Annotated in this window: 21 protein-coding genes; 4 read left to right on the top strand and 17 right to left on the bottom strand. The window is 64.1% G+C overall.

Annotation, left to right across the window (positions count from 1 at the left end):
• Positions 1–57: 57 nt before the first annotated feature.
• From leuS to OW521_RS22260, 4 genes are all read right to left on the bottom strand, one after another.
• A complete protein-coding gene (leuS, locus tag OW521_RS22245; protein ID WP_268021635.1) occupies positions 58–2,586 on the bottom strand; it encodes a leucine--tRNA ligase in 2,529 nt (842 codons plus the stop codon).
• Positions 2,587–2,906: 320 nt separating this feature from the next.
• Positions 2,907–4,421, bottom strand: coding sequence for a glycerol kinase GlpK (gene glpK / locus OW521_RS22250; RefSeq protein WP_268021636.1), 1,515 nt, complete (start codon positions 4,419–4,421; stop codon positions 2,907–2,909).
• A 58-nt stretch (positions 4,422–4,479) separates the two neighbouring features.
• Positions 4,480–5,229 (bottom strand): MIP/aquaporin family protein, encoded by a 750-nt coding sequence (locus OW521_RS22255; RefSeq protein WP_268021637.1) that lies wholly within the window; start codon positions 5,227–5,229, stop codon positions 4,480–4,482.
• A gap of 175 nt (positions 5,230–5,404) precedes the next feature.
• On the bottom strand, positions 5,405–7,234 hold the full coding sequence (locus OW521_RS22260; RefSeq protein ID WP_268021638.1) for a glycerol-3-phosphate dehydrogenase/oxidase: 1,830 nt from the start codon (positions 7,232–7,234) through the stop codon (positions 5,405–5,407).
• 124 nt (positions 7,235–7,358) lie between these two features.
• Between OW521_RS22260 and OW521_RS22265 the strand changes: the two genes are divergently transcribed.
• The 4 genes from OW521_RS22265 to OW521_RS22280 are packed head-to-tail and all read left to right on the top strand — an operon-like array spanning position 7,359 to position 11,291.
• Positions 7,359–8,321, top strand: coding sequence for a sugar-binding transcriptional regulator (locus OW521_RS22265; protein ID WP_268021639.1), 963 nt, complete (start codon positions 7,359–7,361; stop codon positions 8,319–8,321).
• A gap of 54 nt (positions 8,322–8,375) precedes the next feature.
• On the top strand, positions 8,376–9,257 hold the full coding sequence (locus OW521_RS22270) for an aldo/keto reductase (RefSeq protein ID WP_268021640.1): 882 nt from the start codon (positions 8,376–8,378) through the stop codon (positions 9,255–9,257).
• 10 nt (positions 9,258–9,267) lie between these two features.
• A complete protein-coding gene (locus OW521_RS22275; RefSeq protein WP_268021641.1) occupies positions 9,268–10,212 on the top strand; it encodes an alpha/beta fold hydrolase in 945 nt (314 codons plus the stop codon).
• Positions 10,209–11,291: a glycosyltransferase family 4 protein gene (locus OW521_RS22280; protein WP_268021642.1), complete on the top strand. Its 1,083-nt coding sequence runs from the start codon at positions 10,209–10,211 to the stop codon at positions 11,289–11,291. Before OW521_RS22275 ends, OW521_RS22280 begins: the two co-directional genes overlap by 4 nt.
• Here the strand turns inward: OW521_RS22280 and OW521_RS22285 are convergent.
• The 13 genes from OW521_RS22285 to pyrR form a co-directional block, all read right to left on the bottom strand.
• Positions 11,288–13,414: a primosomal protein N' gene (locus tag OW521_RS22285; RefSeq protein ID WP_268021643.1), complete on the bottom strand. Its 2,127-nt coding sequence runs from the start codon at positions 13,412–13,414 to the stop codon at positions 11,288–11,290. The genes OW521_RS22280 and OW521_RS22285 overlap by 4 nt on opposite strands.
• A 163-nt stretch (positions 13,415–13,577) precedes the next feature.
• Complete coding sequence (gene metK, locus OW521_RS22290; protein WP_268021644.1) at positions 13,578–14,807, bottom strand: methionine adenosyltransferase; 1,230 nt, start codon at positions 14,805–14,807, stop codon at positions 13,578–13,580.
• A 91-nt stretch (positions 14,808–14,898) separates the two neighbouring features.
• On the bottom strand, positions 14,899–16,146 hold the full coding sequence (gene coaBC / locus OW521_RS22295) for a bifunctional phosphopantothenoylcysteine decarboxylase/phosphopantothenate--cysteine ligase CoaBC (protein WP_268021645.1): 1,248 nt from the start codon (positions 16,144–16,146) through the stop codon (positions 14,899–14,901).
• A gap of 27 nt (positions 16,147–16,173) precedes the next feature.
• Positions 16,174–16,434: a DNA-directed RNA polymerase subunit omega gene (rpoZ, locus tag OW521_RS22300; RefSeq protein WP_078109003.1), complete on the bottom strand. Its 261-nt coding sequence runs from the start codon at positions 16,432–16,434 to the stop codon at positions 16,174–16,176.
• 39 nt (positions 16,435–16,473) lie between these two features.
• Entirely contained in the window at positions 16,474–17,046 is a 573-nt protein-coding gene (gene gmk, locus OW521_RS22305; RefSeq protein ID WP_268021646.1) for a guanylate kinase, read from the bottom strand.
• A 57-nt stretch (positions 17,047–17,103) separates the two neighbouring features.
• Positions 17,104–17,430, bottom strand: coding sequence for an integration host factor, actinobacterial type (gene mihF / locus OW521_RS22310; protein WP_268021647.1), 327 nt, complete (start codon positions 17,428–17,430; stop codon positions 17,104–17,106).
• 109 nt (positions 17,431–17,539) lie between these two features.
• Entirely contained in the window at positions 17,540–18,451 is a 912-nt protein-coding gene (gene pyrF, locus OW521_RS22315) for an orotidine-5'-phosphate decarboxylase (RefSeq protein ID WP_268021648.1), read from the bottom strand.
• Positions 18,444–21,752, bottom strand: a complete 3,309-nt coding sequence (gene carB, locus OW521_RS22320; RefSeq protein WP_268021649.1) for a carbamoyl-phosphate synthase large subunit — start codon at positions 21,750–21,752, stop codon at positions 18,444–18,446. Before carB ends, pyrF begins: the two co-directional genes overlap by 8 nt.
• On the bottom strand, positions 21,752–23,056 hold the full coding sequence (gene carA / locus OW521_RS22325) for a glutamine-hydrolyzing carbamoyl-phosphate synthase small subunit (protein ID WP_268021650.1): 1,305 nt from the start codon (positions 23,054–23,056) through the stop codon (positions 21,752–21,754). The genes carB and carA overlap by 1 nt, the downstream gene beginning before the upstream one ends.
• On the bottom strand, positions 23,037–23,555 hold the full coding sequence (locus OW521_RS22330; protein ID WP_268021651.1) for a PH-like domain-containing protein: 519 nt from the start codon (positions 23,553–23,555) through the stop codon (positions 23,037–23,039). The genes carA and OW521_RS22330 overlap by 20 nt, the downstream gene beginning before the upstream one ends.
• Positions 23,555–24,916 carry a dihydroorotase gene (locus tag OW521_RS22335; RefSeq protein ID WP_268021652.1) on the bottom strand — a complete coding sequence of 454 codons (1,362 nt, stop codon included), beginning with the start codon at positions 24,914–24,916 and terminating at the stop codon, positions 23,555–23,557. The genes OW521_RS22330 and OW521_RS22335 overlap by 1 nt, the downstream gene beginning before the upstream one ends.
• A complete protein-coding gene (locus OW521_RS22340; protein ID WP_268021653.1) occupies positions 24,916–25,929 on the bottom strand; it encodes an aspartate carbamoyltransferase catalytic subunit in 1,014 nt (337 codons plus the stop codon). The genes OW521_RS22335 and OW521_RS22340 overlap by 1 nt, the downstream gene beginning before the upstream one ends.
• The gene (gene pyrR / locus OW521_RS22345) at positions 25,926–26,507 is read right to left on the bottom strand and encodes a bifunctional pyr operon transcriptional regulator/uracil phosphoribosyltransferase PyrR (protein WP_268021654.1); all 582 of its coding nucleotides are present in this window, start codon (positions 26,505–26,507) and stop codon (positions 25,926–25,928) included. Before pyrR ends, OW521_RS22340 begins: the two co-directional genes overlap by 4 nt.
• Positions 26,508–26,619: the final 112 nt, after the last annotated feature.

Genomic DNA, 26,619 nt, shown 5'->3' on the forward strand with positions numbered 1-26,619 from the left:
CGGTGCCTCCTGGGCTGCTGGCCGGCCGCCGGCAATCACCGGCGGCCGTATTCCCGGCTAGGCCGGGACGATGTTGACCAGTTTAGGCGCGCGCACGATCACCGTGCGGATGCCACGGCCATCGAGTGCCCGCTGCACGTTTTCGCTCGCCAAGGCGTGCTCGCGAAGCGCGTCCTCGCTGATGTCCGGCGACACCTCGAGGCGGTCGCGGACCTTTCCTTGAACCTGCACGACAGCCGTCACGGTGTCCTGGACAAGGAGGGAGGCATCGTGGGAAGGCCAGCCAGCATTCGCCACGGAGGCCGGGTGGCCCAACTGGTTCCACAGGTCCTCGGCCGTGTACGGCGCGAAGAGGCTCAGGATGATCCCCACCGCCTCGGCGGCTTCACGGACGGCGGGATCTGCACCACCGGCACCGGAATCGATGGTCTTGCGGGTCGCATTGACCAGCTCCATCAGCTTGGCCACCACGACGTTGAACTTGTTGTTGTCCAACAGCTCAGCGGCGTCGGCGATGGTCCGATGGGTGACGGTGCGGAGGGCGCGGTCACCGGTGGTGACATCGACACCCGTTTCGCTCGTGACGTCCTTGCCAAGGCGCCAGGCACGGGCGAGGAACTTCGCCGAGCCCGACGGCGAGACGTCGGCCCAGTCGACGTCGTCCTCTGGCGGCGATGCGAAGACCATGGTCAGGCGAACGGCGTCGACGCCGAACTTGTCCAGCTGCTCGCCAAGATCCACGCCATTGCCGAGGGACTTGCTCATGGCCTTGCCACCGTTGAGGACCTGTCCCTGGTTGAGCAGGGCGCTGAAGGGCTCATCCGCTGCAAGCAAGCCCATATCGTGTATGACCTTGGTGAAGAAGCGGGCGTAGAGCAAGTGCAGGATGGCGTGCTCCACGCCGCCCACATACTGCCCGACGGGCATCCAGTCGTTGATCTTGGCCGGATCAAAAGGGCCCTCGGTGTAATGCGGGGAGACGAAGCGCAAGAAGTACCAGGACGAGTCAACGAACGTGTCCATGGTGTCCGTGTCCCGCTGGGCGGCCCGTCCGCAGTTGGGGCATTCGACGTTGACCCATTCCAGTGCCGCAGCGAGAGGAGACGTGCCTCTAGGCGACAGCGCTTCTCCGCGCAGGTTTTCAGGCAGGGTCACAGGCAGTTGATCGTCCGGTACCGGCACCTCGCCACATTCGGCGCAGTGGATGATCGGGATCGGAGTACCCCAGAATCGCTGCCGGCTCAGGAGCCAGTCGCGCAGGCGGAAGTTGACGAACTTCTCCCCCGTGCCCAGCTTTTCCAGGATGTCGATGGCTGCAGGGATGGCCTCGGCCTTGGACAATCCGTCCAGTTCGCCGGAGTTCATCAGGGTGCCTTCACCGGCGGTCGCAATGCCGGTTTCGGCAGGGTCTTCCCCACCGGTGTTCAGCACCGGACGCACCGGCAGGTCAAAGGCCCGGGCGAAATCGAGGTCGCGCTGGTCGTGGGCAGGGACTGCCATGATGGCGCCCGTGCCGTAGTCGGCAAGCACATAGTCGGCGGCCCAGACAGGCAGCTTTTCGCCGTTGAGGGGGTTGATCGCGTAGCGGCCGGTGAACACACCGGTCTTCTCGCGCTCAGTGGACTGGCGCTCAATGTCCGACAAGGCCTTGACCTTTTCGCGGTAGGCCATGAGGGCGTTGTGGTGTTCGGGTGTGACCAGGTCCAGCGCCAGGTGAGCGTCTGCGGCGACGACGAAGAACGTTGCCCCATACAGGGTGTCCGGGCGGGTGGTGAAGACAGTGACCTCGCGTTCGGCGCGGCCGTCCGTGGCTTCGATCGCGAATCGCACGTGTGCACCTTCGGAGCGGCCGATCCAGTTGCGCTGCATCGCCAGCACACGCTCGGGCCAGTGCCCCTGGAGCTCCGACATGTCATCCAGCAAGCGGTCAGCGTATTCAGTGATCTTGAAATACCACTGGTTGAGGGACTTCTTGGTCACGGGAGTTCCGCAGCGTTCGCAAGCGCCGTTGACCACTTGTTCGTTGGCCAGGACGGTCAGGTCCTTCGGGCACCAGTTGACCGGGGAATCCTTGCGATAGGCCAGGCCGCGCTCGTAGAAACGCTTGAACAGCCACTGTGTCCAGCGGTAGTACTCCGGGTCCGAAGTATGCAGCCGGCGGGACCAGTCGGCGGAGATGGCGTAACGCTTGAACGATGCAGCCTGGGTATCGATGTTGGCGTAGGTCCACTCGCTGGGGTGGGCGTTGCGCTTGATTGCGGCGTTCTCTGCCGGCAGGCCGAAGGAGTCCCAGCCGATGGGGTGCAGGACGTCGAAGCCCTTCTGCCGGAGGTAGCGTGCCACCACATCGCCCATCGCGAAAGCCTCGGCGTGGCCCATGTGGAGGTCGCCTGAAGGGTAGGGGAACATGTCCAGGACATAGCGCCGCTCACGGGATCCGTCATCAACAGGAGTGAAGACTTTGAGGTCTTCCCAGACTTCTGGCCATTTGGCCTCCATCGAGGCGAAGCTGTAGACACCCTCCTCGGGCGTCTCGCCTGCCACTGTTGACTGTGCTCCGGTTTCTGTCTCCGGCTGAACGCTCACTGCTGCCCTCTTCTGTTCTTCCATGACGGTTTTGCCTCCTGCTCCGGGCCCCGGAAGGTCCCGGACACACAAAAGCCCCTCGGCAAGGAGGGGCGGCCGCTCGGTTCGCGATGGTTTAGATATCGACGGAACCGGGCGGCTAGCTAAGCAGAAGGATCGCACGCATAAAGCCACCTTACCGCTTTGTCATGTGTAGTGTGCAAACACGCTACAAACGCCGCAAGTGGGTGAAGGTTGAGGGAGGCCGCACTTCGCCCGGGTGTGGTGGGCACCGCGAAGCGGGCGGGGCAAGTGCGGCCTCCTTCAACCGATGGTTGAACCTACTTAACGTCCTCGTCCACCCAATCCATGGACTTGGTCACAGCCTTCTTCCACAGGCGCATCTGGCGCTCCTGCTCTTCGGCCGGAAGCTGCGGCTCCCAGCGCTTGTCCTCGCCCCAGTTGGCGCTGAGTTCGCCGAGGTCCTTCCAGAAACCGACCGCGAGGCCGGCGGCGTAGGCCGCACCCAGGGCCGTGGTCTCCACGACCTTTGGACGGACCACAGGGACGCCCAGGATGTCCGCCTGGAACTGCATGAGGGCCTCATTGGCAACCATGCCGCCGTCGACCTTCAACTCGGTCAGTGGAACGCCCGAGTCCGCGTTGACGGCGTCGAGCACTTCGCGGGTCTGGAACGCGGTTGCCTCCAGCGCTGCGCGGGCGATATGGCCCTTGTTGGCAAAACGGGTCAGTCCCACGATGGCTCCGCGGGCGTCGGCGCGCCAGTACGGGGCGAACAGGCCGGAAAAGGCCGGAACAATGTACACGCCGCCGTTGTCCTCGACCCCGGCCGCAAGCGTCTCCACCTCGGGAGCTGAGCTGATCATGCCAAGGTTGTCGCGCAGCCACTGGATCAGCGAACCCGTGACTGCGATGGAACCCTCCAATGCGTAGTGGGGTTTGGCATCGCCCAGCTTGTAACCCAACGTGGTCAGGAGGCCGTTCTTCGAGTGGACGATCTCCTCGCCCGTGTTGAAGATCAGGAAGCAGCCGGTGCCATAGGTGTTCTTGGCTTCGCCGGCCTGGAACGCCGCCTGGCCAAAGGTTGCCGCTTGTTGGTCACCCAGGATGCCCGCCACGGGAACTTCGCGCAGCAGCTGGGACGTGTGCACGGTGCCGTAGACCTCGGAAGAGGACTTGATGGCAGGCATCATCGACGCCGGCACGCCGAACACGTCCAGAATGTCCTGGTCCCATTGCAAGGTGTCGAGGTCCATGAACATTGTGCGCGAGGCGTTGGTGACGTCCGTGGCGTGCACTCCGCCGTCGATGCCGCCTGTCAGATTCCACAGGACCCAGCAGTCGGTGTTGCCGAAGATGAGGTCCCCGGCTTCAGCCTTGGCCCGCGCACCTTCAACGTTGTCCAGGATCCACTTGATCTTGGTCCCGGAGAAGTAGGTTGCCAAGGGCAGGCCTACCTTCTGCTTGAAGCGTTCGGGTCCACCGTCCTGGGCCAGTTCGTCCACGATCGATTGTGTACGCGTGTCCTGCCAGACGATCGCGTTGTAGATGGGTTCGCCCGTGTTCTTGTCCCACACGACGGCGGTTTCGCGCTGGTTCGTGATGCCGACGGCGGCGATGTCGTGCCGGGTCAGGTTCGCCTTGGAGAGCGCCGAGCCAATGACCTCACGGGTGTTGTCCCAGATTTCGACCGGGTTGTGCTCCACCCATCCGGCCTGGGGGAAGATCTGTTCGTGTTCCATCTGGCCGGAGGAAACGATGTTTCCCGAGTGGTCGAAAACGATGGCGCGCGAGCTGGTGGTTCCCTGGTCAATGGCGATGACGTATTGCGACATTTTGACGTCCTTGTCTGATTGCTTTGGTGTGGATGCGGGATAGGTGTTGAGCGGAGTACTACTTGGCGATGGTTGCCATGATCGGCACTGAGTGGGCAACCAGGCCCGCGATGGTTCCGCCCAGGAGCGGTCCGACCACGGGAACCCACGAGTATGCCCAGTCGCTGGAGCCCTTGCCCTTGATTGGCAGGATGGCGTGGGCGATGCGCGGACCGAGGTCACGGGCCGGGTTGATGGCATAGCCCGTGGGCCCGCCAAGGGACGCGCCGATACCCACGACGAGCAGTGCCACTGCGAGCGGTCCGAGGCCGGACGGAGTGCCGCCGAATGTCAGGATCACGAAGACAAGCACAAAAGTGCCGATGATTTCTGTTACGAGGTTCCAGGGGTATGAGCGGATCGCCGGACCCGTGGAGAACACCGCGAGTTTGCTTGCTGCCAGCGGCTCGGCGTCGAAGTGCTGCTTGTGGGCGAGCCACGCGAAGATGGCGCCGAGGAAGGCGCCGGTCAGTTCTCCGCCGAAGTAGGTGAACGTGGATGCCGCGCTCACGGCTACCCCTGGGGCGAATTCGGCCTTGCCGTCAACCAAGAGGCCAAGGGTGACGGCCGGATTCAGGTGCGCGCCGGACATAGCCGCCACGTACACGCCGGCAAATACGGCGATGCCCCAGCCAAAATTCACCATCAGGAACCCGCCGCTGTTACCCTTTGTGCCTTTTAGCGCGACGTTTGCCACAACGCCACAACCGAGCAGGGTAAGCATTCCGGTTCCGAACACTTCGGAAAGGAAAACAATTCCGAGAGACATCTTTGACTCCTCATTTTCTTCTGTTGTCAGCCCCCGCAGATTTGTTGGAGGCCGTTGGTCCGGCGTCCGTTAGTGCCGTCCCGGTTGCGGTGATCCCTGGCGGAGCGGAGCACTGCAACCCTTGTGTCGCGGCTTCAAGGCCGGGACAATCAAGCTGATGTGACGTACATTACGTTCATGCGACGAGGCTGTGAACAGTCACGCCATGAAAACGTAGAAGCACCTCCTGTGCGTGCTGGATTTCCGCGTCACGCTGCGCTGGATCCCAGCCAAGCGGCCCGGAAAGGACCTCGGCGATTTCGTTGAGCAGCTCCCCTGTCACGAGGCCGCGGAAGGCCAGCGAGGTGCGGCGAATGAGGACATCCACGAGGTGCCCGATCTGTTCGCTGGCGGCCATGAATTCCAACTCCCGGACGCTGAGTTCGTTCGTGGAACGCAGTTTCCGGTCCTCGCCCGCCTTGAGGAACGCGATGACATCCTCGGCGCGGGTACCGTAGCGGGTCAGCAAGCCGCTCACGCGATCGGCGTCGAGTCCGGGAGCCATGTGCTTCTTGACCCAGTCCTGGATCCCGTCTTCGCTGTCCGGGAAACCGGAGCCGCCGCCGATGGCGAGCTTCGCCGTCGACACCTTGCGTTCCATGCCCAGCTCACGGAGGACGTCGTTACTCAGGTGTTCGGCGAGGGCACGGAAGGTGGTCCATTTTCCGCCGATCAGTGAGAGGACGACGGCGGCCTTGCCGCCTTGGGTCGCCGCGGCATCGGAGGCTGGGCGATCGCTTCGTTCGATGCGGTAATCGCGTGACACGAAGCCCGGCTGGGTATCATCATGGCGTGGCAGGGGGCGGACCCCGGCGAAGCTATAGACGATGTGGCTGCGGTCCACCGTGATGGATGGAAAGACGTGCCCTACGAGATCGAAGAAGTAGTCAATCTCGCCTTCGGTGCACACAGCGTCCTGGGCCATGTCGGCGTCGACGTCGGTGGTGCCCACCAAGACGCGGTCACCCATCGGATAGATCAGCACGATCCGTCCGTCCGTGTGTTCGAAGAAGATCTCCCGGCCGCCGCAGGCTGCAAGCAGTTCCGGGTGATCCAGCACAATGTGGGAGCCTTTGGTGCCGCCCATGAAACGGCTCGCGGCCCCCATGGCCTTGTTGGTGAGGTCCACCCAGGCACCGGTGGTGTTCACGATGACGTCGGCATGGAAGCTGAATTCTTCGCCGGTAAGTTCATCGCGCAGCAAAACGGCGCCGGTCGCGCCGGCGGCGGCGTCCATCGCGACAGAGCCCATCGAGACAGAGTCCATCGAGACGAGGGAGACGTAGTTGCTGGCGCGGGCACTGCCACCGGGCAGGTCACTTCCGATGCCGGCCTTTTCACCGTCCTGGAGCACATCGAGCGTCAGGCGCTCCGGATTGTGCACGGAGGCATCAAAGTACGTAGCGGCGTATTTGATGTCGGGGTGCAGCCGCGGCAACTCCGCCAGTGCCTTTTCCCTGCCGCGGAACTGATGGCGCGGCACGCTGCCGCCGTCGCGCGAGAAGAAGTCGTACATGCTCAGTCCGAGCTTGATGAGGAAGGCGCCGCGTTCCGTCGGCTTGCCTTGCTTGTGCGTGAGGAAGCGTGTGGGGGCGGACAGTATCCCCGAAAAGGTGCTGAAGATGGGGATGGTTGTCTGCAACGGCTTCACGTAGTGCGGGGCGATCTTCAGGAGGCGGTTGCGCTCGACCACGGATTCCTGCACGAGGCGGAATTCCCCATTCTCGAGGTAGCGGATACCGCCGTGGATCATGTGGGACGAAGCTCCGCTGGCGCCCTGGCAGTAGTCACCGCGCTCCACGAGTGCGACGTCCACGCCCTGCAGCGCCAGATCACGGAAAGTGCCGACGCCGTTGATGCCGCCTCCGATGATCAGTACCTGGGCTTTCGGCCGTTCACGAAGTGCCGAAGCGGAGGTCCGACGTGGTGATCCTGCTGCGGAACCGGAAATTCTGGTGTGTCCCAAAACTGCTCCCTTGGGCTTTGGTGTGAGCGCGGCATCACTTGACGGCGCACCTTGCACAACTATTCTTCGAAAGAGTGGAAAATGAAATCAAGCTATTTGCACAAACGTGCAGAACGGAACCAAGATGCCACGCGTACGACATTCAGAGGCCCTCCGGGCAGCGCAGATGTACTACCTCCAGGACCTCACGATGGACGCCATCGCCCGCGAACTGAGGACTTCGCGTTCAACGGTTTCCCGGTTGTTGTCCTCGGCCCGCGAGTCGGGACTGGTGCAGATCCAAATCCGGAGTCCACTTGACTCCGCCCCCGAACTGGAACGGATGATCCGCAGCCACTACGGCGTCGACGTACACGTGGTACCTGTCCTGGACACCTTGAATGAGGCGGAAACCCTTGACCGGGTGGCGACGCAGGCAGCACGCACTATCGGTCCACTTGTCGATTCCAACGCCATTATCGGCGTGGCCTGGGGTGCGACCATCAGCGCCGTCAGCAGGCACCTGACCCGCAAGATCACACACGACAGCACTATCGTGCAACTCAATGGCGCCGGGAACATGCAGACTACCGGCATCACCTATGCGAGTGACATTATGCGCCGTTTCGGCATTGCCTATGGCGCGCGGGTGGAACAGTTCCCCGTGCCCGCCTTCTTCGACCACGCTTCCACCAAGACCGCCATGTGGAATGAGCGCAGCGTCCAACGCGTGCTCGATCTCCAGTCGAGGATGAGCATCGCGATCTTCGGTGTCGGGTCGGTCCATTCGGACTATCCCAGCCACGTCTACGCGGGAGGCTACCTCGATGAAACCGACTTGAATCTGCTGGCCGGCTCCGACGTCGTGGGGGACGTTGCCACCGTTTTCTTCCGTGCTGACGGCTCTTCCGACGGGATCACCCTCAACGAACGTTCCACCGGCCCAAGCCACGAGCAACTGAGGCAGGTCCGGCGCCGCATCTGCGTCGTTTCGGGCGCATCCAAGATCAACGGCCTGCGTGGTGCCTTGGCGGCCGGGCTGGCCACGGATCTGATCCTGGACGAGGCCACCGCAAAGCGCCTGGTGAGTTTCGGGAGCCCATCCTGAATATTTGGCTGGTCCTGAATCATTCCCGGCATCGAGGTAGGTAGAGTCTTGGCTATGAAACCCTCGCCTAGGCTCAGTCTCAACAACGGCGTCCTGATTGACCAGTTGGGGTTCGGGCTCTACAAAGTGCCACCGGCGGACGCCACTTCTGTGGTCGCCACAGCGCTAGGCGCTGGCTATAGGCACTTCGACACCGCCGCGATGTACGGCAACGAGACCGGCGTAGGCCGCGGCATAGGCAGCGCCGTGATACCCCCGGCCGGTGTGGATGGCAACACCGGAGGCTCCGGGGAGGGCACGCACCCGCTCTCGCGCGAAGACGTCTTTGTCACGACGAAGCTCTGGAATGACGATCACGGGTATGACTCCACTCTCAGGGCTTTCGATAATTCCATGGCCAATCTCGGCCTGGACTACGTCGATCTGTACCTGATCCACTGGCCTTGCGCCGGGCGTGGCCTGTTCCAGGAGAGCTACCGGGCCATGGAGACCCTGTACCGCGAAGGCCGCGTGCGGGCGATCGGAGTTTCCAATTTCCAGCCGGCCCACCTTGAATCGCTGATGCAGAAAGCCGAAGTGGTTCCAGCCGTGAACCAGATCGAACTGCACCCATGGCTGCAGCAGCCACGGCTCCGGACCCTGCACGAGCAGTTGCGTATCCGCACCGAGGCTTGGAGCCCGTTGGGGCGCGGACAGGTCCTCCAGGATCCGGCCGTGCGCGCGCTGGCGGACAAGTATGGCAAGACGCCCGCGCAAATCATCATCCGGTGGCACCTCCAGCTGGGGAACATCGTGATTCCGAAAGCGAGCACCCCGGCACGCATCCTGGAGAACTTCAATGTCTTCGGCTTCGAGCTTGATGCCGAAGACATGGACGGCCTTGCCACCCTCGAACGCCACCACCGCACCGGGTCACACCCGGACAATGTCAACTAAGACCCGTCGAATGGAACAAGTGGACACCCACTCCCCCGAACCCACCCCGCCCTCCCCACGGGAGTTCTTCAGCCAGGCCCTGGCTTCCCGGACCAGCGCCTCGGACATCGATCTTGACGGCAGCAACGTGGCGTATTGGTGCTACGAACCGGTCACCACGACAGCGACCACACGAACCATCCTGGTCATCCATGGTTTCCGCGGCGACCACCACGGCCTGCTCCGGGTGGCCGACCATTTGCCCGAGATGCGGATCATCATGCCGGACCTTCCCGGCTTCGGCAGTTCGGAACCTTTTGCGGGAGATCCCCACACGGTGGAACGCTATGGAAAATTCATCACCGGCTTCATGGCGGCACTGGGCCTCGGGCCGGACACGGTTTTGCTCGGTCATTCCTTCGGCTCCATCGTCGCCAGCCACTTCGCCGCCTCGAACCCGGGTGCAATCCGTCCACTGATCCTGGTCAATCCCATTGCGGCTCCCGCGCTCGAGGGGCCAAAGGGCCTCATGACCAAGCTGGCAGTCATGTACTACCAGGTCTCTGCCAAGCTCCCGCGCAGGCTGGGGCTCGCCGTCTTGCGCAGCCGCCTGATTGTTCGCGTCATGAGCGCCACCATGGCCAAGACCCGCGACAAGGAACTCCGTGCCTTCGTCCATGGGCAGCACGATGCGTACTTCTCCGCCTTCGCCGACCGTGCCAGCCTTCTGGAGTCCTTCCGGGCCTCCGTGTCCAGCCATGTGGCCGAGGTCGCCAGCCAACTGGACCTCCCGGTGTTGCTGGTGGCCGGCGAAAAGGATGAGATCGCGCTGCTCCGGGACCAGCACAAACTGCTGGAGCTCCTGCCCGACGGCGCGCTGGTAGTGATTCCCGACGTCGGGCATTTGATCCATTACGAGACCCCGGCGCCGGCCGCCGCCGCCATCCGCAGCTTCCTGGAGGAACACCCCGCGTGAAAATCGTCATCGACGCCCGCTTTACCCGCACGGACCATCATGACGGCATCAGCCGCTACGGTTCGAGCCTCATAGCGGCGACGTCCAAGATCGCGGATGTCACCATGCTGATCAGCGACAAACGCCAGCTGGCGCTCCTTCCGGATGTCCCTTACGTGTTCATCAGCAGCCCGTTGTCGCCGCGCGAACTGTTCGTGGCGCGCGAAGTCAACAAGCTCGGCGCCGACGTGGTGGTTTGCCCGATGCAGACCATGGGAACCCTGGGCCGGAAGTATGGCTTGGTCCTGACCCTGCACGACCTCATCTATTATGAGCACCCGGCCCCTCCGGGCTTCCTGCCGGCACCTGTCCGGTTGCTGTGGAGGCTCTACCACAAGGCCTACTGGCCGCAGCGCCTGCTTCTCAACCGGGCGGACATCGTCGCCACCATCAGCCACACCACTGAGTCGCTCATGGCGAAGTTCAATTTGACCCGCCGGCCTGTCCGGATCGTGGGCAACGCACCACAACCAGGCCAGACGCCGCGCGATCCGGAGGGCGGCGCCGAGAAGTCCCTGCTCTACATGGGCTCGTTCATGCCGTACAAAAACGTGGAGACCATGATCCAGGGCATGTCCGAATTGCCCGGATTCACGCTGCATCTTCTGAGCAGGATCACCCCCCAGCGCCGTGCCGAGCTCGAGCCCCTGGTGCCGCCCGGTGCCCGGGTCGAATTCCACAACGGCGTCACGGATGCCGAATACGATTCCCTGTTGATCCGCGCCACGGCCCTCGTCAGCCTATCCAAGGCGGAAGGTTATGGGCTGCCCCTGGTTGAGGCCATGGCACTTGGCACCCCCGTGATCGCCAGCGACATTCCCATCTTCCGGGAGGTCGGTGCGGATGCCGTGAGCTATGTGCACCCGGATTCGCCCGCCGAATTTGCTGCGGCCGTCAGGGCCCTTGAAGACGAAGGGCTGTGGCAAGCGCGCTCACGCCGTTCGGTGGAACGCGCAGCCGACTTCAAGTGGGACGAATCGGCCCGTCAATTGTTGGCGGTGGCCGAAGAGGTCGTGGCGATGCGCAGTCGCAAGCATTAGAGGACGTCCACGCCGTCGAGCCGCAGTTGCACGGGTCCCGAGGTGCGCTTCGCCGCACTGGCTGCTTTGACTGCCCGCATGGCCCGCGTGGCTTCGGCCGCTTGGGCGTAGGGAATGAAGAACAGCGTCCGGACGTCCGGATCGCCGTCTTGCGCCGCTGCGCGCTGCGCTGACAGGGCGAGCGAAACAGGCGCGGGGCCCGCAGTGCGCAACTGGACGTTCTTGGCCAGGCCTTCGTTGAAGTGCACGACGTCGGCCCGCTTGCCCGTGACGGACGCGATCCGTACCGCGGGCGGCAACTGGAGTTCCTGCCGCAGTGCCAGCTCCCGGGAGGCGTACCCGGCCGGATCCCAACGCAGGAGGGCACCCGTCGCGGTGGTGTCGTCGGCAGTGATAACGACGAGTCCGCCTTCGCTCGCGGGGCGTACGAGCGCCGCCGCGTTGAACCACCGCCGAACGGTGTCCTCGCCGGCACGAAGATTCTCCCGGCGGAGGAGCGAATTGCCATCCAGGAGCAGCGCCGCAGCATAGCCGCCGGGTGCGATGGGTTCAGCGCCCACGGTGGCCACCACCAGGGCACAGGCGTCGGTGACTGTGTGTTTGACCTGGTCTCCTGAAGAAGTCACGACAGCCTTGCCCGGAAAAGCCCGGCCCAGCTCTTCGGCGGTCCGGAGCACGCCGGCCGCCCCTCTGCGAAGACGGCCGCCGCCACAATTGCGGCAACGCCATTCCGGAGCCGGGGTGGAGCACCAACGGCACTGCGGCAGGGCCGATTGACCGGCGATTGCGAGGGGCCCCTGGCAATTGTTGCACCTGGCGGGCTCACGGCAATCCTCGCAGACCAACGACGGCGCGTAGCCGGATCTGGCCACCTGTACCAGGACAGGTCCACGTTCCAGCCCTTCTTTGGCGGCCCGCCACGCGGCGCCGGGCAGCCGTGCAATCCTGGCCAGGGGGTCCCGCTCCTGCTCGAAACTGTCCGCCGTGTTGAGGACGCGCGGCGCTCTGGCACGGACCACGGTCCGAGGGGCTTCCACCGGCACGGCCCAGCCCCCTTCGACCAGTCGCTGAAGCTCGGTGCTGCGGCTGTGCGCAGCCATGAGGCACGCTGCAGACTCCTGTTCGGAGCGCAAAAGCAGGATTTCGCGGGTGTGGGCGTAAGGAGCGCGCTGGTCGATGTGGAGGTCGTCACCGTCGTCCCAGCACACCACGAGTCCAAGGTCCTGGACGGGAGCGTACGCCGCGGACCGCGTACCGATCGCCACCTTGGCTTCGCCGCTCAGCAGCCGAAGGTAGCTCCGGTACCGCGGGGACTGACCGTCGTCGGCCGTCAGCCGCGCGACTTCCCCAACCGGCAAGACGGCGTCGAGCGCCGCTTCTATTCGGTCAAGGTCACGGTAGTCGGGCACAACCACAATCGCGCCCCGCCCCGAGGAACGGACTGCTGCCACCGCAGACGCCACGAGTTCGGGCCAGCCGGCGGCTCCAAAGCCCCGCACTGCGGTGAGGACGGCCCGGGGCGAGCCACCTCCGGCGAGATGCTGCAGGTACGGTGCGCCGTTGGTGTAGGAAGCCCAGGTTGCTTGAGCCGGGGATACAGCGCCCTCGGCAGGGCTGGCAGCCGCCGCTCGATCCTCCAAGAGGGACGCACCGGAAAGGAATAGCTTCTCCAGGCCCGCGACGCGCGGCGGGATGGCTGTCCGGAGAACGTCGCTCAGCGTCCCGGCGTAGCGTGCGGCGATGCTGGAGGCAAGCTCCAGCAAAGGCGGCGTCAGCACTTGGACGGGTGAAATCACCTTGAGCAGCGGACTTAATGCATGCCCCGCCTCCGACGATTCCGCACGCTCCAGCACGTAGCCGTTGAGTTCCTGGCCGCTGAAGCGCACTTTGACCCGCACGCCCGCCAACGCGGTGTCTTCGAACTCAGCCGGGACGCTGTAGTCAAAAGGCCTGTCCAAATGCGGCAGAGGCGATTCGATCAAGATCCGTGCCACGGGATTGCGTGCCGCGAGGGTTGGCCCGGCGGCGTCGCTCCCCCGAGCGGGGAAACCCTGCAACAAGGACGGCTGGCGGGCCGGCGAAGGCAACGCCATGGCAAAGGGAAGCAGCGAATCATCGCTCATGCTTCTCACCTCCCTGGAGTGCCGGATGCCAGCGACGGCCTCAATGCGAGTGACGGGCTTGGCCGTGAGGACATGGCCCGCTGTTTCGCTCTTGGGTCAAGCCAAGCAGACACCACCGACAATTTTGCCTTGGCGGAGCAGTCCCCAGCCGACACGGTCCGGATCAGGCGTTGAAATATTCCTTCAACTCGCCCACCCGGTCCAGCCGCTCCCACGTGAAATCGGGCTCGTCGCGGCCGAAGTGGCCGTGCGCCGCCGTCTTGGCGTAGATGGGACGCTTGAGGTCAAGGGCGTCGATGATGGCACGCGGACGGAGGTCGAAGATCTCCGCAATCGCCTCGCTGATCTTGGCCGGGTCAACAGTCTCGGTACCGAAGGTTTCGACGTACGTGCCGACAGGACGTGCCTGGCCGATCGCGTAGGCAATTTGGATTTCGGCGCGCTTCGCCAGCCCTGCGGCCACCACGTTCTTGGCTACCCAGCGCATTGCGTAAGCGGCCGAACGGTCCACCTTCGACGGATCCTTGCCGGAGAAAGCACCCCCGCCGTGGCGGGCCATGCCGCCATAAGTGTCAACAATGATCTTGCGGCCGGTCAGTCCGGCATCACCGACAGGTCCGCCGATGACGAAGGCGCCGGCGGGGTTCAGGATGTTCGCGACGTGGGAGATATCCAGGTTGGACACTGCCAGGACGGGATCGATCACGTGCGACGCCAGATCGGCGCGCAAGCGATCGAGGTGGGTTCCTTCGGCGTGCTGGCTGGAAATGACCACCGTTTCAACGGAAACCGGGCGGTCGCGGTCGTATCCGACCGTCACCTGGGTCTTGCCGTCAGGGCGCAGGTAGGCCAGTTCGCCGCTCTTGCGGACTTCCGTGAGCCGCTCGGAGAGGCGGTGGGCCAGCCAAATGGGGGTTGGCATGTAGGACGGGGTTTCGTCACTCGCGTAGCCGAACATGATGCCCTGGTCACCGGCGCCTTGGAGATCATAGTCGTCCTCCTGGCGGCCTTCGCGGGCCTCGAGGGAGTTGAAGACCCCGCCGGCGATGTCGTTGGACTGCTGGCCGATCGAGACTGACACGCCGCAACGGGCGCCGTCGAAGCCGTTGGCGGAAGAGTCATAACCGATTCCGAGGATGGTCTCGCGGACGATCTGCGGAATTTCGACATATGCATCCGTAGTGACTTCGCCAGCCACGTGCACCAAGCCGGTGGTGGCCATGGTCTCAACAGCCACGCGGGACTCAGGGTCTGCTGCGAGAAGCGCATCAAGGATGGCGTCGCTGATCTGGTCGCAGATCTTGTCCGGGTGCCCTTCCGTAACCGACTCTGAAGTGAAGAGCCGGAGCTTGGACGGGGTTCCGTGGGATTCATGATGCAGCGGTAAAGTCACTCGACTACCTTACTCGGTTGAGGGCGGTCGGCTTCCGCCGTATGTCCCTGTGCTAAGGAATGAGCTGCTAAGGAATGAGCTGCGTCCAGGCCTAGGTGGCCGGGTGCACGCGGCTCAACTCAGTACTGATGCGGTCAATGACGGCGGCGGCGACGTCGGATTTGGAACCCGCCGCCGACTGCGGCGCCGCACCATGGCCGGAGAGAATGATCACAGAATTCTGGTCTTGGCCGAACACACGGCCGACGCCGACCTGGTTGACCACCAAAAGATCGCAGCCTTTGCGTTTGATCTTTGCGATGGCGTGTTCCAGGACGTTGCCGTCCTCGTCCCCGGTTTCGGCTGCGAATCCGACGATCAACTGTGTGGTTGATCCGGCGTCGCGGCGCTGTACCAGCTCATGCAGGATGTCAGGGTTCCGTACGAGGCGCACTACGGGAGCGTCCTCGCCTTCGCTCTTTTTGATTTTGGTATCTGAAACTTCAGCGGGACGGAAATCAGCGACTGCAGCCGCCATGATCACGACGTCGGAGCCAACGGCGGCTTCCAGCGCGGCGTCGCGGAGTTCCAAGGCCGACTCAACCCGGACCAGCTCAACACCGGCGGGAGGCTGCACTTCCATGTGGGCTGCGAGGAATCTCACATTCGCGCCGGCGTCGAGGGCTGCTGCGGCAAGGGCAACGCCCTGCTTGCCGGAAGACCTGTTCCCGAGGAAACGGACCGGATCCAGGGCCTCCCGGGTGCCGCCCGCGGAAATCGTGATTGTTCGCCCGGAGAGAGGTTTGGTGCCAACAAGCTCGCTGGAATGCGCGGAGACGTCGACCAAAGCGAGAGCGGCCGCGAAAATGGACTCCGGTTCAGGGAGCCTGCCCGGGCCGGAATCCGCGCCCGTCAGCCGACCCACTGCGGGTTCAAGGACGGTGATGCCGCGGCTGCGCAGAGTCTCCACATTCGCCTGGGTTGCTTGGTTCTGCCACATTTCGGTGTGCATTGCGGGGGCAAAAAGCACGGGGCCATGAGCCATGAGGAGAGTGTTGGTGAGCAGGTCCCCGGCTTGGCCGGTTGCGGCCTTGGCCAATAGGTCGGCAGTTGCCGGGGCAACCACTATGAGATCGGCCTCGTGACCAAGCCGGACGTGGTTGACCTTCTCCACGTCGTCAAAGACACTGTTGCTCACGGGATTGCCCGAGAGCGCTTCCCAGGTAGCTACGCCGACGAACCGGCTGGCAGCCTCTGTGGGAATCACCGTCACATTGTGTCCGGCTTCAGTAAAAAGCCGGAGGAGCGATGCAACCTTGTAGGCTGCAATCCCTCCCCCGACTCCGAGGACTATGCGCACGTGACCTCCGTCAACAGGCAGTCTGTTTTACTCTGCGGGCTCGATCGGGGTGGAGACCAGCAGGCCTTCATTGATCTCGCGCAGGGCGATGGAAAGCGACTTCTCGTTCAACTTCGTGTCGACCAGCGGGCCAACGTACTCGAAGAGGCCCTCGTGCAACTGGGCGTAGTAGGCGTTGATCTGGCGCGCGCGCTTGGCGCCGAAAATCACCAGGCCGTACTTCGAATCGGCAGCAGCAAGCAGCGAATCGATCGGCGGGTTGATGATGCCTTCAAGGTTCGTGGACACGAAATCTCCAAATTCTAACGGGCTGACAAGTGCTAGCGCTTAGCGCTGGTGCGGGGTAAGCCCCATGAGTGAAACGAGCTCGTCCGCTGCCCGGCGTACGTCGTCATTGATGACGGTGTGGTCAAACTCCGGTTCAGCGGCAAGTTCCAGTTTAGCGGTTTCCAGCCGTCGCCGCTGTTCCTCGGGGGTTTCGGTGCCGCGTCCCACCAAGCGGCGGACCATTTCGTCCCAGCTGGGCGGAGCGAGGAAGACGAAGTTCGCGTCGGGGACAGCGGCCTTGACCTGGCGTGCGCCCTGCAAATCGATCTCCAGCAGTACGGACTTGCCTTCGCCGATGGCGGCGTCGACCGTGCTGCGGAGCGTGCCGTAGCGGTTCTTGCCGTGCACCACTGCCCACTCGAGCAACTGGCCATCTTCAACAAGTGCGTCGAATTCCTCGGCGGATTTGAAGAAGTAATGGACACCGTCCGTCTCCCCCGGACGCGGCGCCCGGGTGGTGGCTGAAACTGACAGCCAGACCTCGGGGTAATTGTCGCGGATATACGTGGATACGGTTCCCTTGCCAACGGCAGTGGGGCCTGCGAGGACGGTCAGTCCCGGATTCTTGCTCACATCGTCCTTCGTGGAGATTCTATATACGCTGCATTTCTTTTTAAACGCTGTATTGGTTTAAACGCTGTATTTGTCTTCCATAAAATCTATCAGCGACCGGGACTGATGAATTCCCAGACCCCGGACCCTGCGTGATGGTGCGATGCCGATCTCCGCCATGATGGCCGCGGCCCGGACCGGACCAACACCCGGAACAGCCCCCAGAAGCTCGGAAACACGCATCCGTGCCAGGGCCTCATCAGTCTGCGCCGACTTGATCAGCCGGGCGATGCTGAGTTCTCCGGTCCTGAGCTGTTCCTTTGCCAAGGCCCGCCTTGCCCGGGCTCTGGCGGCCTTTTCCAAGGCATCGGAACGTTCCTCTGCGGACAAGGCTTTCAACGTCACTGACACATCCCCCTTTGGCCGGCATTGAGTGCGTAGCGGTTTGGACTGCTCCCGAAATTACCGCGTGGTCAGTGCGGAGCGCAATGCACTGGACCTACCAAGATCTCGACTAACCAGTCAGCAAGCTGTCCCGGGTGACCTCAGTAGCAGAACGCAATCCAGGAATTGAGGAACCAGCGGCCAGGATTCCGCGGCTCGACGTCGCCAGTACCGCCGGATATGCCTCACCGAAAGTGGCACGCAGATCCGCCGGCGTGGCTCCTTGGGCTCCTAGTCCGGGAGCAAGGATGGGGCCCCGAACCGCGTTGAGGTCCAAGCCAAGGTCCACTAAGGCCGTGCCGACAGTCGCACCAACCACAAGACCGACGGACCCCATGCCCACCCAACCTGGAGCGCCGGCATAGCGACGGTTCTCCTGGGCGGCCGCCTCAACGATACGCCGCGCCACCGACTCGGAACCGCCAACGTGCTGAACGGACTTGCCCTCGGGGTTGGACGTCAGCGCAAGGACGAAAACACCCCGGCCACACCCGGCCGCGAGGTCCAAGGCCGGCCGCAGTGACTCGAATCCGAGATAGGGGCTCAGCGTGACAGAATCCGCAGCCAAGGACGAACCGTCGCGCAGCCAAGCGTCTGCATAGGCAGCCATCGTGGAGCCGATGTCTCCGCGCTTGGCATCAGCGATGCTCAAGACGCCGGCGTCGGACGCAGCCGCAAGGGTCCGTTCCAGTACCGCCATTCCCGCGGAGCCGTGGCGCTCATAGAGTGCCACTTGCGGCTTCACCGCGGCAGCGAGGGTCGCCACGGCCTCCACAACGGTGAGCGAAAAACGCTCCAGCCCGGCGACGTCGTCGTTCAATCCCCAGTCCGCCAGCAACGCGGGGTGCGGGTCGATGCCCACGCACAAGGGGCCGCGGGCAGCCATGGCGGCAGCCAGGCGGGAACCGAACGGCTGTCGGGGCCCCGACCTGGCAACAGCCCGCCCAAGGGGAGGCTGCCCGACTACAGCAGACTCAGGCATTGACGGCCTCGGTGGATGCCTTCAGGTTGGCGGCGTGCTCCTGCAAGCTGGTCACCGACCACTCGTAGGTGCGCAGCGCCTCGATTGCCTGCACCGCGGCGTTGAACTCGGCCACCGTGGTGATGCACGGGATGCCGATGGACGTAGCGGCGGCGCGGAGTTCGTAGCCGTCGCTGCGGGCTTCGCCACCGGAAGGCGTGTTGAAGACCATGTCGATCTCGCCCGCAATGATGAGGTCTGCGATGGTGCCTTCGCCCTCGGCGCTGCTGCCCTCTGCGACCTTGCGGACCGGGGTGGCCTGGATGCCGTTGCGGCGCAGGACATCCGCCGTGCCGCCTGTTGAGACAATCTCGAATCCGAGATCGGACAGGCGCTTGACGCCCATGATCACCGAGCGCTTGTCCCGGTTGGCGACAGAGACGAAGATCTTGCCTTCGGTGGGCAGCGCGTTGTTAGCCGCGGCCTGGCTCTTGGCGAAAGCGGTGTCGAAGTGCTTGTCGATACCCATGACCTCGCCCGTGGAGCGCATTTCGGGGCCGAGCAGCGAGTCCACCACCTTGCCCTCGGGCGTCCGGAAGCGGCTGAACGGCAACACGGCTTCCTTCACGGACACGGGCGCGTCGAGCGGAAGGGTTGAGCCGTCGCCCGTTTCCGGCAGCATCTTGTAGGCGCTGCGCAGCTGGTTGATGGTGACGCCGGTTCCGATCAAGGCCGCAGCCTTGGCCATCTGGACGCCCGTGGCCTTGGAGACGAACGGCACCGTGCGGGAAGCCCGCGGGTTGGCCTCCAGCACGTAAAGCACGTCCGAAGCCAGCGCGAACTGGATGTTGATGAGGCCGCGGACGCCTACGCCTTCAGCGATGGCCCGGGTGGCCGTGCGGACGCGTTCGATCACGTTGCTGCCGAGGGTGATCGGAGGCAGGACGCATGCGGAGTCACCGGAGTGGATGCCGGCTTCCTCGATGTGCTCCATAATGCCGCCGAGGTACATGTCCGTGCCGTCGAAGAGCGCGTCGACGTCGATTTCGACGGCGTCCTCGAGGAAGCGGTCGATCAGCACCGGGTGATCCGGGGTGATTTCCGTGGCGTTGGCGATGTAGCGGGAGAGGTTGGCTTCGTCGTAGACGATTTCCATGCCTCGGCCGCCAAGCACGTAGGACGGACGGACGAGGACCGGGTAGCCGATTTCGTCGGCGATCTTCTTGGCGTCCTCGAAAGACACCGCGGTGCCGTTCTTCGGGGCGATCAGGCCGGCCCGGTCGAGCACGCGGGAGAACATGCCGCGGTGCTCGGCGAGGTCGATGGCTTCCGGCGAGGTGCCCAGGATCGGCACACCCGCGTCTGCCAACTGCTGTGCGAGCTTGAGCGGGGTCTGGCCGCCAAGCTGGACGAACACACCCATGACGCCACCGGTGCGTTCCTCAGCCGCAATGACTTCGAGGACGTCCTCAAGGGTCAGCGGTTCGAAGTAGAGGCGCGTGGAGACATCGTAGTCCGTGGACACGGTTTCCGGGTTGCAGTTGACCATGACGGTCTCGTAGCCGGCCTTGCGCAGCGCCATGGAGGCGTGCACGCAGGAGTAGTCGAACTCGATGCCCTGGCCGATGCGGTTGGGGCCGGAGCCCAGGATGATGATGGAAGGCTTGGCGTGCAGGCCCACCTCGTCCTCTTCGTCGTACGAGGAGTAGTGGTACGGGGTGTAGGCGGCAAATTCGGCGGCGCAGGTGTCCACCGTCTTGTAGACCGGACGGATGCGCAGGGCCTGGCGGACGCCGCGGACAACAGCCTCCGGGTTGTGGGTCAGGGCACCGATCTGCTCGTCCGAGAAGCCGTGCCGCTTGGCGTTGCGCAGCATGTCTTCGGTCAGGGCGCCGGCCTTGCGGATCTCCTGGGAGGTCTCGTTGAGCAGCTGCAGCTGGTCCAGGAACCACGGATCGATCTTGGTGGCGGCGTAGAGCTCTTCAACCGAAGCACCTCCGAGCAAGGCGCGCTGGACCTGGTGGAGGCGGTCCGTCGTCGGGCGCTTGGACTTCTCGATGAGTTCCGGAACTTCCCACTCGGGCACGTGGCTGAAGTCCAACTGCGAGCCCTTTTGCTCAAGGGAGCGAAGTGCCTTCTGCAGGGCTTCCGTGAAGTTGCGGCCCATGGCCATCGCTTCACCGACGGACTTCATGGTGGTGGTCAGCGTGTTGTCCGCGGCCGGGAACTTCTCGAACGCGAATCGCGGAACCTTGACCACGACGTAGTCGAGCGTCGGCTCAAACGATGCAGGCGTCTTCTGCGTGATGTCGTTCGGGATCTCGTCCAGGGTGTAACCGAGGGAGAGCTTGGTGGCGATCTTGGCGATCGCGAAGCCCGTTGCCTTGGAGGCCAACGCCGAGGAGCGCGAAACACGCGGGTTCATCTCGATGACGACGACGCGGCCCGTGTCCGGCTCGATCGCGAACTGGATGTTGCAGCCACCGGTGTCGACGCCGACTTCGCGGATGACGGCGATGGAAATGTCGCGCAGGCGCTGGTATTCGCGGTCCGTCAGGGTCAGGGCGGGTGCCACGGTGATGGAGTCGCCGGTGTGGACGCCTACGGGATCGAAGTTCTCGATGGAGCACACAACAACGACGTTGTCGTTCTTGTCGCGCATCATCTCGAGCTCGTATTCCTTCCAGCCGAGGATGCTCTCTTCCAGGAGGACCTCGGAGGTGGGGCTGTACTGCAGGCCCTGGCCCACGATGCGGCGCAGGTCGTTTTCGTTGTACGCCAGGCCCGAGCCCAAGCCGCCCATGGTGAAGGACGGTCGAACAACCATCGGGTAGCCGAGGTCTTCCGCGGCGGTCAGTGCTTCATCCATGGTGTGGATGATGTGGCTGCGGGCCGACTCGGCGCCGCAGCGCTCCACGACGCCCTTGAACTTTTCCCGGTCCTCGCCGAGTTCGATCGCGGCAATGTTGGCACCGATGAGTTCGACGTTGTATTTCTCGAGCACGCCGTTCTTGTCCAGGGCGATGGCCGTGTTGAGGGCCGTTTGTCCACCCAGCGTGGGCAGGAGGGCGTCCGGGCGCTCCTTCGCGATGATCTTTTCGACCACCTCGGGAGTGATGGGCTCGACGTATGTGGCGTCGGCGAACTCGGGGTCGGTCATGATGGTGGCCGGGTTGGAGTTCACGAGGATGACGCGCAGGCCCTCCTCCTTCAGCACGCGCAGTGCCTGGGTGCCGGAGTAGTCGAATTCGGCTGCCTGGCCGATGACGATCGGGCCGGAACCGATAACAAGGACGCTCTTGAGATCTGTACGCTTTGGCATTACTTGGTGTCCTCGTTCTTCGCGGAGTTCGATGTCTGAGTGGCGGCGGCCTGCGCGGCGTTCCGGCCGTTCTTCGTGCTCTCCATCAGGTCGATGAAGCGGTCGAAGAGGTAGGCGGCGTCGTGCGGACCGGCTGCGGCTTCGGGGTGGTACTGGACCGAGAAGGCCGGAATGTCGAGGCAGGCAAGTCCTTCGACGACGTCGTCGTTGAGGCTTACGTGACTGACCTCCACGCGGCCAAAGCGCTCTTCCGGAGCCAGCGTGGCACCGTCCATGGGAGCGTCGACGGCGAAGCCGTGGTTCTGCGAGGTGATCTCCACTTTGCCCGTACGGCGGTCCATTACCGGCTGGTTGATACCGCGGTGGCCGTACTTGAGCTTGTAGGTCCCGAATCCGAGCGCGCGGCCCAGGATCTGGTTGCCGAAGCAGATACCGAAGTACGGCAGCTTCTCATCGAGCACCGAGCGGAGCAGCTTCACCTGGACGTCTGCGGTGGCGGGGTCGCCAGGGCCGTTGGACATGAAGAAGCCGTCCGGATTGACTGCCTTGACGTCTTCCAGCGTGGCCGTCGCCGGCAGGACGTGGACGCGGACGCCGCGTTCGGCGAAGCGCGCTGGCGTCATGGCCTTGATGCCAAGATCGATCGCGGCGATGCTGAATTTCGCTTCGCCGTCCCAACCGTGGTCCGCAGGTTCCACGACGTAGGCCTTGTCGATGCTCACTTCTTCGGCCAGGCGGGCGCCTTCCATGGGAGCGCTGGCCAGGACGGTGTCCAGGAGCTCCTTGTCGGTGGCATTGGCTGCCTCGCCGGAGAAGATGCCTGCACGCATGGTCTTGTGCTCGCGCAGGTGCCGGGTGATCGCCCGGGTATCCACGGCCTGGATCCCGACGATCCCCTGCTCCACGAGTTCCTCGTCCAGGCTGCGTTCCGAACGCCAGTTCGACGGGCGGCGGGCGGCGTCGCGGACCACATAGCCGGCCACCCAGATGCGGCGGGACTCGGCGTCTTCCTTGTTCACGCCGGTGTTGCCGATGTGCGGAGCCGTCTGGACCACTAGCTGCCGGGCGTAGGAGGGATCCGTGATGGTTTCCTGGTAGCCGGTCATGCCGGTGGCGAAAACGGCCTCGCCCAGGGCAACGCCTGTGGCGCCGTAGCTGCGGCCGCGGAACGTGCGGCCGTCTTCGAGCACCAGCACTGCTGCGGTGGACTCGGCTGGGTTGTTGGTGGTCACTGGGTTGCCTGTCACTGTATTGCCTGTCGCTGCGTTGGTGTCCGTCACGTTGTTACTTTCCACTATCGGCATCCGCCTGGGGGGCTGCAGAGATCAATTCTTGAAGTGCTTCGAGGAGGGGTTCCTTGTCGGCGGCGTGCCTGGTCCTGAATCCGGTATCGAGCTCACGTTCTCCGAGCAACCAGCTCAAGACCACGAGTCCGTCCTTTTCCACGAACTTGCCTGCCATGCCGCTGGCGCTGCGGCAATCGGTCACGGCTCGCGATGGAATGAACAGCGGTCCGGTTCCCTGTCGGTCAAAGAGGACTCCTTCCGGATGGATGCTCATTTCCGCGTTCCCGCGGAAGCCCAGGCCATGAACGGCGATCCGGTCAAGCCAGTCTCCCGACGTCGTCGTGGCCACGTACTGGCCTTCAGCTACAATGCCTGCCGGGCTGAGTTCTTCGGGCACCTCCGGAAGCGGCCCGAAGCCGGCCTGCCGCTTGAGCCTGCTGCGCCAACCCATTGCGATGAGTCCGGCGGCGACTGCGGCAAGGCCCAAGACCAGGAGCAGGGAAGCGATTTTGTCCATCAGTTGCTGCTGCCTGCGCCGGCGGTATCCGCTGCGTAGCGGTACGGCGTATTGAGCTTGCCGTCCAGTACGGTCGGGTGGCCCTTGAAGAAAGTCGCGATGACGGCGCCCGGCAACTCCCTGCCCGCAAAGGGTGAGTTCCGGCCCATGGTCGCCATCTTATGCGGATCCACAGTCCATCGGGCAGCCGGGTCCACGAGGATCACATTGGCAGGCTCGCCGACCTCAAGCGGGCGTCCCTGATCTGCCACCCGGCCAATGGCCGCGGGCACTGTGGACGTGACGCGGGCGAAGTCGGCCCACGTCATGAGCCCTGTCTCGATCATGGTTTCCTGGACTACCGACAGGGCTGTTTCCAGGCCCGTCATGCCCATCGCCGCCTGGGCCCACTCACATTCCTTGTGCTCGCTCGGATGCGGGGCGTGGTCCGTGCCTACGACGTCGATGGTGCCGTCGGCGAGCCCGGCGCGGAGTGCCTGGACATCCGCGTCGGTACGAAGCGGCGGGTTGACCTTGTAGACGGGGTCATAGCTGCGGACCAGCTCATCGGTGAGCAACAAGTGGTGGGGCGTGACCTCAGCGGTGACGTTGATTCCACGTTCCTTGGCCCAGCGGACGATCTCCACCGAGCCGGCGGTCGATACGTGGCAGACGTGCAGGCGGGAGCCGACGTGCTGGGCCAGGAGCACGTCGCGGGCGATGATGCTCTCCTCGGCGACCGCCGGCCAACCGGCAAGGCCGAGAACGGCGGAGACGGTGCCCTCGTTCATCTGGGCGCCGGCGGTAAGGCGCGGTTCCTGCGCGTGCTGGGCAACGACGCCGTCGAACGCCTTGACGTATTCCAGGGCACGACGCATCAGCACCGGATCGTGCACGCAGATGCCGTCGTCGGAGAAGACGCGGACCTGGGCACGGGAGTCGGCCATGGCGCCGAGTTCGGCGAGCCGTTCCCCGGCGAGTCCAACCGTGACGGCACCCACAGGGCGGACGTCCACCCAGCCGGAGGCACGGCCCAGGCTGTGCACCTGCTCGACGACGCCGGCGGTGTCCGCCACCGGGTTGCTGTTGGCCATGGCGTGCACAGCCGTGTAGCCGCCAAGGGCTGCGGCACGGGTTCCCGTTTCTACGGTTTCGGCGTCTTCACGACCGGGTTCGCGCAAGTGGGTGTGGATGTCGACCATGCCGGGAAGTGCCACGAGGCCCGCGGCCTCGATCACTGTGGCGCCCTCTGCGGACAGGCCGGTGCCGCGCTCAGCGATGACGCCGTCGCGGATCAACAGGTCCTCGGCGTCGCCACCCAGGATGGCCGCGCCGCGGATCAGATAGGTACCGGTTGCTGTACCTGTTGCGGTCTCGGTCATCAGTTGCTCTCCTTGTCGGAACGGGCGGAGCCCGGTGTAGTGGCGGCTTCCCGGGTGTCCCCCGAGAGCAGCAGGTACAGGGCGGCCATCCGGACCGAAACACCGTTGCGGACCTGGGCCAGCACGGTGGAGCGGGGCGAATCGGCGGCGGCGGAGGATATTTCCAGTCCGCGGTTCATGGGGCCGGGGTGCATGATGATGGTGTCCTTGAGCCCGAGTTCGTCGAGGGCCCGGAGGCGGGCATCGTCGAAGCCCCAACGGCGCGAATACTCGCGCGTCGAAGGGAAGAAGGAAGCATTCATGCGCTCACCCTGGACGCGAAGCATCATTATCGCGTCTACGCCGCCTTCGAGTGTCTCGTCAAGGTTGTAACTGACCTTGCACGGCCAGTGTTCGACGCCGATCGGCAGCAAGGTGGGTGGAGCCACCAGGGTTACTTCCGCACCAAGGGTGCGCAGCAGCCACACGTTTGAACGGGCGACCCGGGAGTGCAGGACGTCGCCGGCGATCGCGACGCGCATACCCGTGAGATTTGCGCCCGTGGACGCCGAACCTCTCAGCTTGGACCAGTGCCGGCGCATCGTGAAGGCGTCCAGAAGGGCCTGGGTGGGGTGCTCGTGCGTCCCGTCGCCGGCGTTGATGACGGCAGCGTCGATCCAGTCGGTGGCAGCCAAGCGATGCGGTGCACCCGAGGCCCAGTGACGAATGACCACCGCGTCGGCGCCCATCGCGGCAAGGGTCTGCGCGGTGTCCTTGAGGGACTCACCCTTTGATACCGAAGAACCCTTGGCCGCGAAGTTGATGACGTCGGCGGAAAGCCGCTTAGCAGCCGCCTCGAAGGAAATACGGGTGCGGGTGGAGTCCTCGAAGAAGAGGTTGACCACTGTGCGGCCGCGCAAAGCGGGGAGCTTCTTGACTTCCCGGTCCCCCACCGCGGCCATCTCTTCGGCGGTGTCCAGGATCCGGATGGCGTTCGCGGCGCTGAGGTTCTCCGTGGAGAGCAGGTGTTTCACGCGCCGGCCTCGATCACTACTTCATTGACGGGCTGACCGTCCACCGAATCGAGTTCTTCCAAGTGGACCCGGACTTTCTCCGAGGAAGACGTTGGCAGGTTCTTGCCTACGTGGTCCGCGCGGATGGGCAACTCGCGATGGCCGCGGTCCACGAGCACTGCGAGGCGAACGATGCGGGGCCGGCCGAGGTCGATGATGGCGTCGAGGGCGGCACGGATGGTGCGGCCGGAGTACAGGACATCGTCGATGAGGACAACAACCTTGTTGTCGACGCCGGACAGAGGCAGCCTTGTGGGATAAGGGGGCCTGGCAGGCTGGTGGGAAAGATCGTCCCTGAACATGGTGACGTCCAGCTGACCGACGATTGCCGAGGCGTTGACGGACGGATCCGCGGCGGCGATCTTTTCTGCCAGCCGCACAGCCAGCGGATAGCCGCGGCGTGGGATGCCCAAAAGAACCAGATCCTGGGAGCCCTTGTTGGCCTCGAGGATCTCGTGGGCGATACGAGTGAGCGCACGGTCAATATCCGCGTGGTTGAGGACAACCCGGGACGGCACCGGCGCAGTGACTTCAGTCATCGCTCGTCTCCCCTTTCCCCGCCTCACGGGACGGAATTAAAAAGGAACATTTGCCCTTCAAAATTACCACAGGGATGACGGCCGTCCGACGCGCCCCGGATCCTCGCAACGC

Origin of the sequence: Arthrobacter sp. MMS18-M83 (assembly GCF_026683955.1) — a bacterium.
GTDB lineage: Bacteria > Actinomycetota > Actinomycetes > Actinomycetales > Micrococcaceae > Arthrobacter.